The sequence below is a fragment of the Streptomyces sp. NBC_00829 genome (assembly GCF_045161795.1).
Lineage (GTDB): Bacteria > Actinomycetota > Actinomycetes > Streptomycetales > Streptomycetaceae > Streptomyces.
The window spans coordinates 8,818,910-8,834,071 of record NZ_CP108867.1 but is presented as its reverse complement, the minus strand read 5'-3'; the positions used below and the strand labels follow the sequence as shown (position 1 = coordinate 8,834,071).

Genomic DNA, 15,162 nt, shown 5'->3' with positions numbered 1-15,162 from the left:
ATGAGCTGGTGAGGGGGTCATTGTGGCATTGCGGGAAGGGGTTACTCGGCGGTGTGGGAGACCGGGTGCAGGGTGGAGCCGTCGGTGCCTTTTCGGACGTGGAGCTGGCTGGTGATGCGGCGGCGTAGTTCCGGGACGTGACTGATGAGGCCGACGGTGCGGTTGTGGTCGCGCAGGGAGTCGAGGACGTCGAGGACCTGGTGGAGGGTGTCGTCGTCCAGGGTGCCGAAGCCCTCGTCGATGAAGAGCGTGTCCAGAACGCGTCCGCCTGCCTCGTACGTGACCACGTCGGCCAGGCCCAGGGCGAGGGCGAGGGAGGCGAAGAAGGATTCGCCGCCGGAGAGGGTGTCGGTGGTTCGGTCCCGGCCGGTCCAGGCATCGGTGATTTTCAGGCCCAGGCCGGAGCGGGCACCGTTCGAGGCGCGGTCGTCGCTGTGGGCGAGGGTGTAGCGGTGGTCGGACATGAGGCGCAGTCGCGTGTTGGCGGCGTCGACGATCTGTTCGAGGCGGGCTGCGAGGACGTAGGCCTCCAGTTCCATGCGGTCGCGGTTGCTCGTTGAGGTGCCGTGGATGACCTCGTGGAGGTGGTGGACGGTGTCGTATGCCTCTTGCAGGGGGTGCAGGCGCTGGATGCTGTCGGTGAGGCGGGTGGTGAGCTCGGTGAGCTGGTCGTGGCGGGTGCGGGCTGCGGTGGTGGCGGCGACAGCGTTGGTGTGGCGTTGGGCTGTTGTCTTGTTCAGGTGACGGGCGCCTTCGAGGTCAGCGGGGGGCTGGGCTGCCGCCTGGGCGAGGGCGGGTCGCTCGAGGGTGGCGGTGTGTACGGCGCGCTGGTGGCTGAAGTTTTTGATCTCTTCTTCGATGGTGTGCAGCGCGTCGTCGTCGAGGAGGGCTTCTTCTGCGGCGTGGACCGTGGGGAAGTGCTGCTCGTGTGCGGCGGTTTCGGCCTCGCCGGCGCGCAGGGTGCGCTCCGCTTCCAGGCGCAGGACGGCGGTGGCGGAGGTGGCGGCCGTCTTGAGTTGGTCGGCGGTGCGGTTGAGGTCGGTCAGGCGGTCGGTGATGGAGGGTGCCTGCTGGCGTGCCTGGTCCAGTTGGCTTTGGAGGTCGGCCAGCTGGGTCGCGAGGTAGTCGTATGCGGTGTTGCGGGCGGCGAGGTGTTCGCCGGCGGTGGTGGCCTGGTCTGTCATGGCCGTGTGGTCGCGGTCGAGAGCGGCGAGTTCCTCGCCTGCGGGTCCGGCGTCGGAGGCTGTCTTCAGGGTTGCTTCGAGGTCGGTCTGGGCGGTGGCCAGGAGGATCCGGATGTCATCCAGCGGGGTGTCGCCGGCCTGGGCACGGGCCTGGGCGAGCAGTTCACGGGCCTCGTGGAGTGCGGCTGCGGCGCCTTCCCTGGTCTTCTCAGCCTTGAGATGGCGGGTTTCGGCCTTCTGTTCGTCCTCGCGGGTGGGCTGCCCCGGGTGAGGGGCGGCCTTGGCGGGGTGGACGCATGATCCGCACACCGGGCAGGGTGTTCCTTCGGCAAGGTCTGCGGCCAGTTCTGCCGCCATGCCTTCGGTGCGCTGTCGGCGCACGGTGATGTAGGCCTGGGCGGCCTCACCGACCGCCTTGTCAGCTCTCTCCCAGCGCTTTTCGCGGGAGGCGACGTCGGCGAGGCGGGCATCGCGCTGTTCGGCTGCCTTGAGGCGGCGCTGCAGGTCCGCGAGGGAGGTCTGCTGGTGAACGCTGTCGGTCTCGGCGCGCTGTGCGGCGTGCAGGCGTGCAGTCAGCGCGGCACGGCGGCTGGCTTCCTTGCCCAGCCATTCACTGGCTTCGAGCTGGTCGGCTGCCAGTGCCTGGCGTTCGGTGTCCAGCTGTTGGAGATCGTGCGCCATCTGCCACATGGCGGCTTCCTGGGGCAGGAGGGCCTCGACGAGTGTGGCCTGGGCCCGTGTCTGCTGTTCGGCGGCGGTGAGTTCCTCGGCGGAGGCGGTGGTGTGCGGGGCGCGCAGTGCGTCGCGGGCTTGTCTTTCGAGAGTCTCCGCGCCCGTGTGCTCATCGGCGGCGGTGTGGGCGGCCTGCAGGACCGCCGCGAGTTTCGCGGCGCGGCGGGCCTGCTGCAGCTGGTCGGTGATGTGCTGCTGGCGGGGCGCCTGCTGTTCCAGCTGTTCCAGTTGCTCGGCTGCGGTGCGGTGTTCGGTCTGCTGATGGTGCAGCAGGTCCACGGTCCGCTCGTGCGCCTGCTGTACGGCCAGGTCTGCGGCCGCATCCTGCATCTGTGTGTCGGCCGCCTCAAGGTGTGTCGCCGCGGTCTGCACCAGGGAGGTCGCCCACGTGGGGGCGGCGTCGGGCAGGGTCTGCGGGTCGTCTGTGGCGGGGGCGTCTGATTCGTGGTCGAGGCCGGTGGCGGCTTGGTGGATGCGGTCGATGAGGCTGATGACGTCGCTGCGGGCGGCCTTGAGGTCCTTCTCCGCCTCGCGGCTGCGGTTGAGCAGCCAGGTGTCGATGCCGGTGAAGCGGCTGGTGCGGAACAGTTTGCTGAGGAGGTCCTTGCGGGCGGGTGCTTTGGCGCGCAGGAACTGGGTGAACTGGTTCTGCGGCAGGAGGACGACCTGGCAGAACTGGTCGCGGCTCATGCCCAGCAGGGCCTGGAGATGGTCGCCGATCTCGTCGTGGGCTTTGCTGACGGCCTCCCACCGGTCCTGGCCCGTGGTGTCGTCGTGCTTCCGCTCGCGCATGAGCGTTTTGGCGTTCTGCCAGGTACTTCCGGTGCCGCGGGCCTTGGGCCGCGGCTGCCGGGGACTGCGGGTGATCTCCAGGCGGTGGCCGGAGAGAGTGACTTCGAGGGTGACCTCGGTGAGCAGATGGGCGGCGGCGTGGTCGCTGCGCAGGAGCTGGTCCCTGTCGCCGGGCGTTTTGTTGTACAGGGCGTAGCAGATGGCGTCGAAGACGGTGCTCTTGCCGGCTCCGGTGGCTCCGTGCAGCAGGAAGAGGCCCTCGCTGGTGAGCGATTCGAAGTCGATGGTGTGGGTTCCCGCGAAGGGGCCGAAGGCCTGCAGGGTAAGGCTGTGCAGGCGCACGTCAGACCGTCTCCTCGTGTGTGGTGTGCTGGGCGTGCTCGACGGCCTGGCGCAGCAGGGCGTGTTCGGCGGGGGTGGGGGCGTCGCCGCGGACCTTCGTGACGAAGTCGCAGGCGATGTCGAGGTCGTTGCGGCCTTGCAGGCGCTGGGTGTAGGTGGGGTTCTCGCCTGGCTGTTTCAGCTGGCCGGGGTTCGGGGGCACCAGGGACAGGACGTGGGGGAAGCGGCGGCGCAGCTGGGCCATCGGTTCGTAGGGCAGGGCGGGGTCGGTGAGGGTGACCTGCAGCCAGCTGCCGGTCAAGGGCTCGTGGACAGGGTCGGTCAGCAGGTTCTTGAGGGTGCCCTTCACGCATGCCAGGGGGCGCGGGACGGGGGTGTTCACGCCGCTGAGGGTGACGGTTCCGTCGCCGGCCATGTCGACGACGGTCAAGGACTTGGTGTGGTGGGTTTCGGAGAAGGAGTAGGCGAGCGGTGAACCGCTGTAGTGGATGCGGTCGTTGACGTCCTGCGCGCCGTGAAGGTGGCCGAGGGCGACGTAGTCGATGTCGTGGAGGGTGCCGGCGGCGACGTAGTCGAGTCCTCCGACGGTGATGTCGCGTTCGCTGCTGGAGCCCTCGCCGCCGGCGACGAAGGCGTGGGCGATGACGACGCTGCGGGTGGGGGGCGGGTAGGAGGCGAGGTCGGTGCGGATGCGGTCCATGGCTGCGGTGGTCACGGCCTGGTGGCTCTTGTCGGTGTCGAGGCCGTCGTGGGTCAGGGACGGCTCGAGGTAGGGGATGCCGTAGACGGCGACGGTGCCGTGGTCGTCGTCGAGCAGGACGGGGCGGGTGCAGGCGGTGTCCGGGTCGGTCCGCAGGTGCACGCCGGCCCGGGCCAGGACGCTGGCGCCGACGCCGAGCCGGTGGGCCGAGTCGTGGTTACCGCTGATCATGATGATGGGGATGTGGAGCTCGGCGAGCTGGGTCAGTGCGCCATCGAAGAGCCGTACGGCGTCGAGGCTGGGAATGGCCCGGTCGTAGATGTCCCCGGCCACGAGGATCGCGTCGACCTGTCTTTCGCGGGCCGTGTCGTATATGTGCGTGAGGAAGGCGCGCTGGGCGTCGATCAGGTCGGCTTCGTGGAACCGGCGCCCGAGGTGCCAGTCCGAAGTGTGCAGGAACCGCATGAGCACAGACCGTAACCAGCGGGAGGACGGTGGCGGGCGGTTTTCCTGATAAATGCTGTATCGACTGTGAGTGGGGGGCCGGTGGTGGGTGGTGTTTCACCGGTCTCGCCGTGGGTCGCTGGCGTGGGCGCGCTACCGGGTGATTGTCAGAGGCAGGGGGCAAGATGGTCGGTAGGGGGAAGGAGGATGTGATGTCGTTATCGCGTTCTACCAACGCTGGATCTGCTGTGGCGCCGAACGGTTGCCGCTGGTGCGGGATCGAGGCCCGAGGTCACGGCCGGCAGCATGTGGCGGAGGCGGGCTGGCACGCGTGGACGGTTCCGACGCTGCAGCAGCGCAAGGAACGCATGCTGCAACGCCGTGCCGACAGGCCGGTCAGGAAGCCAGGTCCTGAATGCTCCTGAAGGCGTTCCTCAGCTGCGGGGGGACGTCCTCGGCCTTGGCAAGGGTGGTCACCAGCGCGTAGAGCATGTCGTCCTTGCCGTCAGGGCTTGTCTGCGCCGCCTGCTCTTTGACCATGGTCAGAACGCGGCCGCTGAACTTCCCACCGCGGTGTGCGGCGAAGTGCTCGGTGGTCCACTCCGAGTCCGTGGGCCGAGGCCAGTGCGTATTGGCCGCCAAGGCCCACTGGGCATCGGTGAACAGTTCCTCGAGTTCGTTGAATCCGTCGGCCTCACCGACGTAGGAGACCTGAGTGGCCAAGTCGAGTCCTGTCCGGATGAGCCGTTCGGTCCTGAAGTGCTTGTTGGTGCGGCTGTCCGCGTCGACCATCAGCATGACGGTACGGCGGTTCTTGACGAGGTAGCCGGCCAAGTGCAGGGCTCCCTCGTTGTTGCCGCAGGCCCACAGGGCAATACCGGCCGCCTGGAGGGAGAGACCCTGAGAAAGGCGGAACAACAGCGGCAGACACTGCTGTTCGGTAGGGCCTTCCACGGCGAGGAAGCACCGCTCGTGCAAGAGGACGGAGTTGCGCAGCCCCACCGCGGCGGCGATCTGGCCGAGATGGAAGTCGACGCCGTCGTGGGACTCGTCCGCCAAACGCTCGACGATGGTGCGGCCGCTCTCGCTGAGATGGAGATGGACCACGTCGGCGATGTCGACACCGTCGATGAGATTCATCGAGTGCGTAGCGACCACGACGCTGACGTGGGGCAGGGCGCACTGCTTGCGGATGATGTCCATGACGGTGCGCTGGTGGCGGTAGTCGAGGTGAGTGTCGGGCTCGTCGTAGACGACGATGGTCTGGGTCGGCTCCTGCTCACCCCTCTCCCCCGCGGTCAGTTCGCTGCTCTCCAGCAGATTGCTGGTCCACTCCCACACGGCAAGCGCGATCCGACGGTTGCTGCCCTGGCCGGAGCGCGTGAGATCGACGGGTTCCCCGTCAGCTTTGGACACCTCCAGCGGGGCACGCTTGAAGCCGCCCTTGAAGGAAACCTCCGGCTTGACCTGCACACCGACGAATTCACCGCAGTGCCGGCGGATGTGCTGGCACAGAGAGTCGGCTTCCTTCTCCAGACGCTGGGTGACTTCCGCTTCGATCTCCCGCACACGTCCCTGCAGAGTCTCGTCCTCCAGGTACGTCTCGTAGCAGCTGTTCAGCGCGGTGCGAACGGCGGCGTCCGGGCTCTCGTCCTTGCCCCCGAACGACAACAGTCGGGGCAGTCTCTCCTGGAGTTCCTTGGCCAGGGGCTGCCACTGCTCGACCTGGGGTGCCGTGGCCGCGTAGGCGTTGAGGGCCTGCACCAGGTCATCCTTCAGGGACCCTGACGGGGTCAGCGAGAACTCGGCCACCAGCTCGGCCAGTTCGCCCTTCAGCATTCTGCCCACGTCATGGAGGCGGCTGTCCGCCGGCCGGGAGCCGAAGTGCTCCCACCTGGCCGTCTGGCCCTCTTCGGCAATCCGGCGGATCCGGGCGGTCTGCGGCAGGGCAGTGGCAGCCTGCTCACCGGCATCGAGGGTGAAGACGCCCTCGACCCATGTCTGGGAGCAGCGGCCGCCCGCGGCACCCTCCGTCTGGACGTACGTACGGTCCTCGTCCGTCAGCCGGTGGTCTCCCAGAAGGAAGGCCAGCGCTGCCAGTACAGCGCTCTTGCCCCCGTCGTTGCGGCCGGCCAGGATCGTCGGGCCGCTGACGGGAATGTTCTCCACCTGCGCTAAAGAGCGGAAGCCGCACACGGAGAAACGGGTGAGGTACACGGTCGAACTGCTCCGAATCTCCCTCTGCGGATGGAGGGGGTGTGACGTGCGGGAGTGCTTGTACGGGTGGGATGGATGAGTACCCGTAACGGGCCGTCATCCTAGAGGGGCTGTCGGCGACAGCCGGGCGGTTTGGGTCAATTCGGCGATCTCAAGCCGACTGGACAGACACTGGCCGACAAGACCTGATAGAAGGCACGGCACTGCGGCCCGTTGGTGACCCCCCGTCTCCGTCAGGTGCACCAACCGGAACCCGCACAGTCGGCGTTCAAGCACTGACGGGCGCCTGGCCGCTGTCGGAAACCGCGAGCAGCATCGTCGTCTGGAGGGGCACCGGTCCGGTCTTCGCCAAGTCAGGGTTCCGGGGTGGGCCTCTGGCGAAGATCCACGTAGCAGCGAAGCCGTACCCCAGGCTCCCCCACGTCCCGTGTTGTCTCCTGTGCCGTCGCTATGGCCCACCGTTCGGCGAGCAACTGCTGGAATGCGAAGGCGGTTGCGTCGTCGGCGGCTGCACATCAAGGACGATCAGGCCCGGTTCCCTCACGTGTGTTTCGTTGATCGGATCCATGTGGGGCATCACGCCGGGCCGTTCAGAACAGGTTCCGTGACTGCGTGGTCTTCACTCGACCCGGGTGCAGACGGCTTTGGGGCGCCCTCTGCAAGAGACCTTTACTGACTTCGGCTCGTCAGAGTGAATCTTCGCGAAGTCCCTGAAGGACCTGGGGTGATGGCTGAAGCTCATGGTGTGTGAGGTGTGGCGATGGGGGCGGGCTGACCGCTGCGGGACGGCAGCGCCGGGAGACGGTGCGGTGCAGGCGACCGAGCTGTTCGAGCAGAAGGCCAAGCCGCCGGAGGTGGCACGGCGTCTGCGGGTGAGCCTCAAGTCGGCCTACCAGTGGCACCGGCTGTGGCGCGATGACGGTATACAGGCTCTGGGTTCCCGTGGCCCGAGCGGATCGCGGTGCCGTCTGTCCCCGCGCTCTCTGGAGAAACTGGCCGCATATCTGGAGCAGGGACCGGCCGCGCACGGCTGGGTCGAGGAACAGGTGTGGACCGCCGCGAGGGTGGCCACGCTGATCGGCAGGAGTTCCACGTCTCCTACAGCGTCTCCGGGGTGCCCGGTCGACGCTGGGAGAGGGTGGCCACGCTGATCGGCAGGAGTTCCACGTCTCCTACAGCGTCTCCGGGGTGCCCGGTCGACGCTGGGCGTACCCAGCGTCGCACGGGCACGACGGGGATACGGTCGGCCCTCCGGGCAGGGCACCGGAGCCCCACACCCCCGTGTCGCGGCGACCTCAACCGACCGGCACGTTCACGACGGCAGACGTGCGGGCGGCGACGGATCGCGGCCCGCACATCACCGGCACCGGGCGCCGAATCAGGCGCAGCCGGCCGACGAGGTGTAGGAGGCGCTCCGCCAGGCGCCGTTGATCCAGCCGTAGTAGACGCCGTTGACGCGGCGGAAGATCTCGATCCAGGCAACCTGGCCATAGACGCCGATGTCCCTGTTGTTCCCCTCGTCGCCGAGGAAATCGTCCGCGACGCTCAGGGTGGCGGGTCCAGCGCTCCCGTCGTCCTCAAGGTGAAAGTCGCGCTGGAACGCCGCCGTGGCCGCGGTCGTCTGGGGACCGAAATCGCAATCGATGGACCCGTCGTAGTACCCCTGGGCCTGGAGAAAGAGCTGCCACAGGGCGGTGGCCCGGCTGTACCTGTGATCGTTGGAGTCCAGGATCCCCTAGTCGCCCCAATCGTCGTTGACGCCGCTGCCCCAGCCGGCCCCGTAGAAGTAGCCCTGCGACACCGACGCGGCGGCCGGCGGCGCCGCCACCATCCCCCCGGCGAAGACGGTCAGCACTGTCAGCACGAAAGCGGCCCCTCTTCGGAGCAGCGCACCCGTCGATCTCAAAGCGGACATCTTCCCTCCCCTTCGGCCCGCGACCTCGCGTCACGGCGTGCGTACTCATATCAAGGGGACGGGAGCGAAAGCGCCCCTGGATCTGCAATGTCCATGACATCAGCACAACCGGAGGCGCGAACCCTCCCATCCGCCGCAGTACACAAGGACTTCCCGGGTGCCGGTCCCAGCGCCAGGTGCTGCACCGGGACGACTGCTGGGCTACCGACGGGACACTCCTCGGTCACCCCCGGGCGGCGGCAGCGGCGGGCGCAGCCGCCCTGGAGCGGTGCCCCTGTGCCGGCCCGCGCCGCCGGGCTGGCCGCGCTCGGTTGGGCCCGGCACTTCTACTGGATCACCGGCTCAAGCTAGCGCTGCTGCTGATCGAGCCGCCGCGCAGGCCACGGCCGGACACGACTTTCTCTTTCGTCGGCATCAGCGCGCGGCGAGTCTGCGTGCACCCGCTCGATGAGGCGAAGACGGCCGTGCAGCCAGGGCCGCTACCCACCGACCACCCGGGTCGTCGTGTTCGATGCCACCGGCGTCAAGACCTGGCTGTGGGATCCGCAACGGACCAAGGGCACGACCGGCCTTGCGGAGAAGGCACTGCGCGTGCGCACCAACCAGGTGGCGACCCAACCCGCACCCCGTGGGGCTCTCACTTGTCCCCCGTTCTAACGTGTTCTGGGTTCTACTGTCGAAGTGCCTGCGCCGTGACGGGACTTCTGGGCTTGGCTCAGGCGGCCCCGCACACCGCGCCCTGGATCGGGACCGCCCGCTCCAGGGCTGCCCCGCGATAAGGGGCAAGGGCGCTGGGGTGCCGTTGTTCTCGCTGCGTCGGTGCACAGACGCGAGGACTCGCCCTCCACCGCACGGTTTTGGCCTGTCTCCGGCTGGTTCGTCCGCCGCGCCTGAAGCGCTGCAGGTGACGACCTGCCTCCTTTCGTGGTGCCGGTCTGGTGAGGCCACGCACGGGAGGAGGCCGATCGACGCGGCGCCGTCTGATCGGGCGTGCCGAGCTCGCGGCCTGGGGAGAGGGCCGGAAGGTTGCGGGGCGACCTCCTCGATGCGCAGGGCGAGCGCCGGGCAGCGCTGCACCGCGCGGAGCGCCTTAGCATCCAAGTAGCGCGGTACCTGGGCCTGGGCGGCGGTCGGGAAGCCGTCGGCGCCCAGTTCGAAGACCTCGGGGAGGATGTCAGGACTCGCAAGGCCGGCTCGCCCATCCTGCAGGGAACGGCGGGCGCCTTGAAGGCTTCGCTGGCGTCAGTTGAGCGCCCGTGTGACGGCTGAGACAGCGGAGACCTACGGATTCGCACCGTCGCGCCTGCTCGAACGCAGGGCGCTACCTTCGGGAACCCGCGTGCCGGTGAGTGGTTCGCTGGTGCGATTACCGAGGGCGGAATCGCGCCCTTGTGTCCTGTACGAGCCGTGTCAGGACATTTCGCAGCTCTCCTCGGGCGGCAGTGGACCTGGTCGACAGGCCAGAGAAGCCACGTTGCCACGGTCAGGCGGCGAGGGCGCTTCTTCGCTGATGCCGTGTCTGAGCTGGGCATCTACGGGGTGGGGGTCAAATGACGGCGGCCTTTTAGATCACAGGCGCACCGTTCTAGTCACCCTTGCCTTCATCGGCGAAAAGCTCACCCCATGCCGTTAGGTGACGAATAATAAGCGCCACGTGACAATCCGTGAGGGCGGGTTCGCGTCACAGGGTGATCAGCGCGAGGAGGCGCGGCGGTGCGTCAGCGGGGGGCCCGGCATGGGCTGTGCATCGGTATCGGTACGTTTCGAGATCCGCAGCGTGAACCGGAGATCGACGCACTGAGCGACCTGGATTTCGCACGGGCTCGCGCCGCGAGAATCGGTGAGGTCCTGTCGGAGCTCGGATATACCTGCGTGACGGACGACGAGACGTCGCTGTCCAGCGGAGAGGCTCTCGGAGAACGGGTTCTGGCTGAAATCGGGAAGCGCGCGGCGGACGATGTACAAGTAGTCCACGTGGTCAGCCATGGATTGCTCGCGCCCAGCGGCATGTATCTCGTCGGAGCGGATGGCAAGCACGCTCGTGGCAGCGATGTTGCGGACTGGATCAAGTACCACGAGGACTTCAGGGATGAATGCCGGCCCGTCACCCTGTTCCTCGTCGACGCGTGCCACGCGGGGGCCGCGGCCCGGTTGTCGTGGCTGCCGGCGGCGGGAAGCGACACTCGCGCCTGGGTGATCGCTGCAACTCCGGGTGACCAGGAGGCATATGACGGCGTGTTCAGCCGGGCGGCCGCCGAGGTGCTCTCCGAAATCGCTCGCGATCAGCTTGATCTGTACCCCAGTGAATATGTGCGCTTCGGAGATCTCGTCGAGCTCATCCGCGGACGGGTGGCCCTGCTCGGCGACCGCCGTCAGTACGTCACGAGCACACCGGTCGACGGTGCGCCGGAGCCGCCGTTCATCGTCAACCCCAGACGGTCCACGGACTCGGCGCTGGCTCAAGCCAAGCAGGGCCTGGACCCGGTGGCCCGACCGTTCCTCGACCTGGACCAGTCGTTGGATGCCGGGCACTTCGCCGACCGAGCGGGAGGACGTCTGCTGGGCATGGGGTCGATGGCGGCAAAGGTGCAGGGATGTTTCACCGGTCGCACGGAAGAACTCGCCCAGGCGACGCGCTGGATCACCGACGGGCCCGGTTCCCTCCGCTTGGTCACTGGCGGAGCAGGATCGGGGAAGTCGGCGGTGCTGGGCATTCTGGTGTGCTCAGCTCATCCGCGACTGCGTGAGGCCACTCGACGGTTGTGGAACACGGTGCCCTCCCATGCGGTGCCGCCTGTGACCCAGAACCTTGCAGCGGTCCATCTCCGTGAGCGGGATATCGGTGGAACCGTGAAGGGGCTCGCTGCTCAGTTGGGGATTCCGCTCCCCGATGGCAACGGCGAGAACATTGATCAGTGGATCGTCGGCGAAGTGGCTCGCCTCCCGGATCCGCCGTTGATCATCATGGATGCCCTGGACGAGGCCATCGACCAGAAGATGATCATGGAGTTGCTGCTTCTTCCATTGGCGCAGACCCTACGGGCGGACGGTCTTCCCGCGTGCAGGCTCCTGGTCGGGACCAGGCCCTGGCGTCAGTTTCGACCCTTGCGGGAACTGGCAGACGAGCAAGGAGGGCTGGTCGATCTCGACCGGGTGCCGAAGGGCCGGCTCCAATCCGAACTCGCCGCCTACGTGACCGATCTGCTGAGTCTTGCGCCGTACGAGCTGCCCGTCAGGAGGCAACTGGCCAGGGGGGTAGCCAAAGCGCTGACTGGTGCACGGCACCGCGGAGGGGAGTTCCTCGCGGCCTCGCTGTTCAGTAACTGGCTCCTGCACACGCACCCCACCGGCGTCACCGAAGAGAAGGCCGTGGCTCTGACCAGCCAGGTACCGCAGAGTGTGCCTGAGTTGCTCGACCTGGACCTGGCGATCAGTCCGCACCGTGCCGGAACGGCTTCCAGCGACGAGGTCGGACGCTGGTCCAAAGCGGTCCTGAGGGCGGTCGCCTACAGCCGCGGCCTAGGCATGCCCGCGACGGTCATCCGTCGGCTGGCACCTCTGATCCTGCCCGGTGATGACGTCTCCGGGGAAATCAGCCCTGCCCTGCTGCGCAAGGTCCTGGAGCGTGTGCGGTTCTACCTTCGGTCCAGCCCAGAGGTGGATGGCACTACGCTCTACCGCATTTTCCACCAGGGTCTTGTCGATCATCTGCGTGTTCCGGACAGCGCTCTCGGCGGTCTGTACGACCGGCTCATGGAACGGACGGCAATGGGGCCTGACGGCCAACGGTACGTTGCTGCAGCGGAGCCCTACGTCGCCCGCCATGCCGTGGAGCACGCCGTGGACGCCGGCCGCTTGGACGAGCTCGTGCATGTGGACTCCGAAGCGCTGCGAACGCTGTTCAACGCCGTGCAGACCGGTCCTGGCCGTATTGCGGCGGCAATCTGGCGCCAGTCGGACACGGACCCACATGCGTCGGGCTCCGTCTCGCAAGTTTCGCCAGTTGAAGTCCGACGCGATCTGCTGAGCCTCGACGCAATCCGGTTCGGCGCAGACGAGGTGGCCGCCCGCCTCACATCAGTCCCGGGTCTGCGCCCCCCGCTGTGGCGTCCGCTGTGGTCGACCAACGGACAGTTGGACAGTCCGGAACAGCGGGCCGTACTCACCGCGGAAAATGGCGTGACGGCAGTGGCATGCACGACACTGAACGGCTCGCCCGTGGCAGTCTCCGCCGAGAACAATGGTGATATCCGCGTATGGGACCTTGTTAGGGGCATCCAGATCGGTTCGCCGACGAGACGCAGGAACCACGTCGCCCGCAAGCTGGTATGTACCACTTTGGAGGGCCGGCCGATCGCCGTCACCGCAGACGCGCACAACCAGGTGAGCGTGTGGGACCTCGCCGACAAAACTCCGCTCGACCTGGGCTCCCGACGAATGAGAAAGCTCAAGAACCTGGTCACCAGTGCTCCAACGATCGTGAATGCGAGCAGGACCGACGACGCCCTGACCTCAGATTCGTCCCCCAGTGACGCAAAGGCCGATGGCGTCTACGTGTGGGACCCTGTCGCCCGCGCTCCGCTCGGGCACGCACTCATGGGAAGCCTGAGCCCCTATGCGGAGGTGGCGTGTCTGGAACGGGACGGGAGACGTATAGCCGTCACAGGCGGCATAGACGTACGTGTCTGGGACCTAGCTGACGGACGGCCGATCGGCCCGCCGCTCATCGGCCACCGGCAGCGAATTTCATCGGTCGCCTGCACAACGGTCGCGGGCAGATCCGTCGCCGTCACAGGAAGCAGCGACGGGACGGTCCGAGTCTGGGACTTGACCGACATCACGGGGAACCGGTCAGCGCCGATCACTCACACCGATTGGGTACAGGCCGTGTCCTGTGCCCGGATCGACAACCGAGTCGTGGCTGTGACGGGGGGATACGACAAGACGGTGCGAATGTGGGACCTCTCGAACAGAAGGCTCACGGATCTGGCGATGCAGGGCCACGACAGGGCGGTGCGAGCCGTGCGATGCGTGACGCTCGACGGCAGGCCGACGGCCGTCACCGCGGGTCTCGATAAAACCGTGAGGCTGTGGGATCTGCGCACCAGTAAGCCCGTCGGCAAGCCGCTCATCGGCCACGGTGACTACGTCTGGTCGATTGACTGCATCACCCTGCACCAACGCGTCGTCGCCGTCACTTGCAGCAGTGATGCAACAGTGCGTCGATGGGACCTCCATACCCAAAAGCCCCTCGGGCAACCACTGACAGGGCATCGCGGCACCGTCTGGTCGGTGGCCTGCACGATGGTGAACGGCCGACCCCTAGCTGTGACCGGAGGCGATGACGCCACGGTGCAACTGTGGAATCTGCGTAGCGGTCGGCCCCGCAAGCGTCCTCTCGGCCAGCACGATTCTCCGGTCTGGTCGGTGGCCTGCACGACATTGAAGGATCGGCCTGTCGCTGTGACGGCAGGGAACGACGCAATCCGTATCTGGGACATCACCTCCGGAACTCCCGTCGGTGCACCGATGATCGGCCACGAAGGGCGCCTCAGAGCGGTTACCTGCGCCACCCTCGACGGGCGGCCGATAGCTGTCAGCGGAGGCGACGACAAAACATTGCGGACCTGGGATCTGACTACCGGACAGGAACAGGATCGGTTCAATCTTCCCGCGGCCGTCTGTGCCCTCGGCTTCGCTCCGGAAGGCGGACTCGTTCTCGGCTTCGGCTGGCAGGTCGCCGGCCTGCACCACGATCCAGACGGGGGAAAACAATGGACACGGCGTCCGTGAAAATTCTGGGCGTGCACGGAGTGCACAACTATCAGGCGGGGTTGCACGCCCGGCAGGCTTCACACCGTCTCGCCACGTGGTGGCGAGACGCCATCCTGAACGGCCTCGAAGCCGAAAGTGAGGAAGGGCGCCTGGGCGTCGACGTCGCCTATTACGCGCACCACCTCCACCGGGGCATCGCCCAGGGCGACGACGATCCGGCACACCTCGACCCGGTCGTGCAGCGGCACATCGTCGAATGGGCCACTCTGTTGGGCGCCCCCCAGGTGACAGCACAAGGTCGATTGACCGTGCCGGTCCGCTCCGCGGTCGACTGGGTGGCCGACCGCTACGGCCTGGATCACCGACTGGTCCGGATCTTCGTGACGAAATTCTTCCGTGAACTGGACCTCTATTTCAGCGATCCCGTCTCCCGGGAAGCAGCCCGTTCCGAAGTGGTTGATGCCGTCATCCGTCATCGCCCTGACGTGATCATCGCTCATTCGCTCGGATCCGTCATAGCTTACGAGGCACTGTGGACGATGGGGCCATCCGCCGTCGACCTGCTAGTCACTCTCGGCTCTCCACTGGCCATGCCTGATGTCGTGTACGAACGGCTCGCGCCACATCCCGGTCCGCGCGCCCGGCCTCCAGGTGTCGCCCGCTGGATCAACATCGCCGATCCCGGCGACTTCGTCGCGGTGCCACAAGGCGGGGTCGCAGCACGCTTCGCCGATCTCACCGCAAACCTGCAGGACGTTGTCGGGGTCTTCAGCTACCACAAAGCAACCAGTTACCTCGCGTGCGGAGCGGTGAGCGGAATCATCGCCAGCCATCTGTAATTCCCTGTGTCCTCCACCGGCGCGTTCGACCTGGGTCGGCCTCGACGTTTGCCGTCGGCCGGGCGGTCGAGAAGGTCGGGTCTTGGCAGCGCGCTCCTCGGGCGTGTAGTTGTCGCGGAGGCGCTTGGCCAACGGCGACGAGCCGTCACCCCGCACCGCCATAGTTTCATGCCGTCAGGTCTACACAGATTCCCGGTTGTGTTCCCATTGCTCTGGTGCAAC

The 15,162-nt window shown here is 67.1% G+C and carries 9 protein-coding genes and 1 pseudogene; 3 read left to right on the top strand and 7 right to left on the bottom strand.

The window, feature by feature from the left end:
* Positions 1-41 precede the first annotated feature (41 nt).
* The 4 genes from OG293_RS39495 to OG293_RS39480 form a co-directional block, all read right to left on the bottom strand.
* The gene (locus tag OG293_RS39495) at positions 42-3,050 is read right to left on the bottom strand and encodes an AAA family ATPase (RefSeq protein WP_405996664.1); all 3,009 of its coding nucleotides are present in this window, start codon (positions 3,048-3,050) and stop codon (positions 42-44) included.
* A gap of 1 nt (position 3,051) precedes the next feature.
* Positions 3,052-4,215 carry an exonuclease SbcCD subunit D gene (locus OG293_RS39490; RefSeq protein WP_405996665.1) on the bottom strand — a complete coding sequence of 388 codons (1,164 nt, stop codon included), beginning with the start codon at positions 4,213-4,215 and terminating at the stop codon, positions 3,052-3,054.
* Positions 4,216-4,590: 375 nt separating this feature from the next.
* Positions 4,591-6,411, bottom strand: a complete 1,821-nt coding sequence (locus OG293_RS39485) for an ATP-dependent nuclease (protein ID WP_405996666.1) — start codon at positions 6,409-6,411, stop codon at positions 4,591-4,593.
* A gap of 353 nt (positions 6,412-6,764) precedes the next feature.
* The gene (locus OG293_RS39480) at positions 6,765-6,884 is read right to left on the bottom strand and encodes a DUF6207 family protein (RefSeq protein ID WP_405996667.1); all 120 of its coding nucleotides are present in this window, start codon (positions 6,882-6,884) and stop codon (positions 6,765-6,767) included.
* A gap of 336 nt (positions 6,885-7,220) precedes the next feature.
* Between OG293_RS39480 and OG293_RS39475 the strand changes: the two genes are divergently transcribed.
* On the top strand, positions 7,221-7,562 hold the full coding sequence (locus OG293_RS39475; protein ID WP_405996668.1) for a helix-turn-helix domain-containing protein: 342 nt from the start codon (positions 7,221-7,223) through the stop codon (positions 7,560-7,562).
* Between the two features lie 227 nt (positions 7,563-7,789).
* Here OG293_RS39475 and OG293_RS39470 read toward each other — a convergent pair whose 3' ends face one another.
* From OG293_RS39470 to OG293_RS39460, 3 genes and pseudogenes are all read right to left on the bottom strand, one after another.
* The gene (locus OG293_RS39470; RefSeq protein WP_406003844.1) at positions 7,790-8,101 is read right to left on the bottom strand and encodes a peptidoglycan-binding protein; all 312 of its coding nucleotides are present in this window, start codon (positions 8,099-8,101) and stop codon (positions 7,790-7,792) included.
* A gap of 45 nt (positions 8,102-8,146) precedes the next feature.
* Complete coding sequence (locus tag OG293_RS39465; RefSeq protein ID WP_405996669.1) at positions 8,147-8,326, bottom strand: hypothetical protein; 180 nt, start codon at positions 8,324-8,326, stop codon at positions 8,147-8,149.
* A gap of 1,014 nt (positions 8,327-9,340) precedes the next feature.
* Positions 9,341-9,502: pseudogene (locus OG293_RS39460) on the bottom strand (ferredoxin); the annotation flags it as partial.
* Between the two features lie 537 nt (positions 9,503-10,039).
* Here OG293_RS39460 and OG293_RS39455 point away from each other — a divergent pair.
* A complete protein-coding gene (locus OG293_RS39455) occupies positions 10,040-14,119 on the top strand; it encodes a hypothetical protein (protein ID WP_405996670.1) in 4,080 nt (1,359 codons plus the stop codon).
* The gene (locus OG293_RS39450; RefSeq protein WP_405996671.1) at positions 14,116-14,940 is read left to right on the top strand and encodes a serine peptidase; all 825 of its coding nucleotides are present in this window, start codon (positions 14,116-14,118) and stop codon (positions 14,938-14,940) included. The genes OG293_RS39455 and OG293_RS39450 overlap by 4 nt, the downstream gene beginning before the upstream one ends.
* The last annotated feature ends 222 nt before the right edge of the window (positions 14,941-15,162 follow it).

Bases quoted from the DNA above. Each gene is read 5' to 3' on its own strand.
- OG293_RS39490 (WP_405996665.1), bottom strand. From the start codon at position 4,215: ATGCGGTTCCTGCACACTTCGGACTGGCACCTCGGGCGCCGGTTCCAC.
- OG293_RS39465 (WP_405996669.1), bottom strand. From the start codon at position 8,326: ATGTCCGCTTTGAGATCGACGGGTGCGCTGCTCCGAAGAGGGGCCGCT.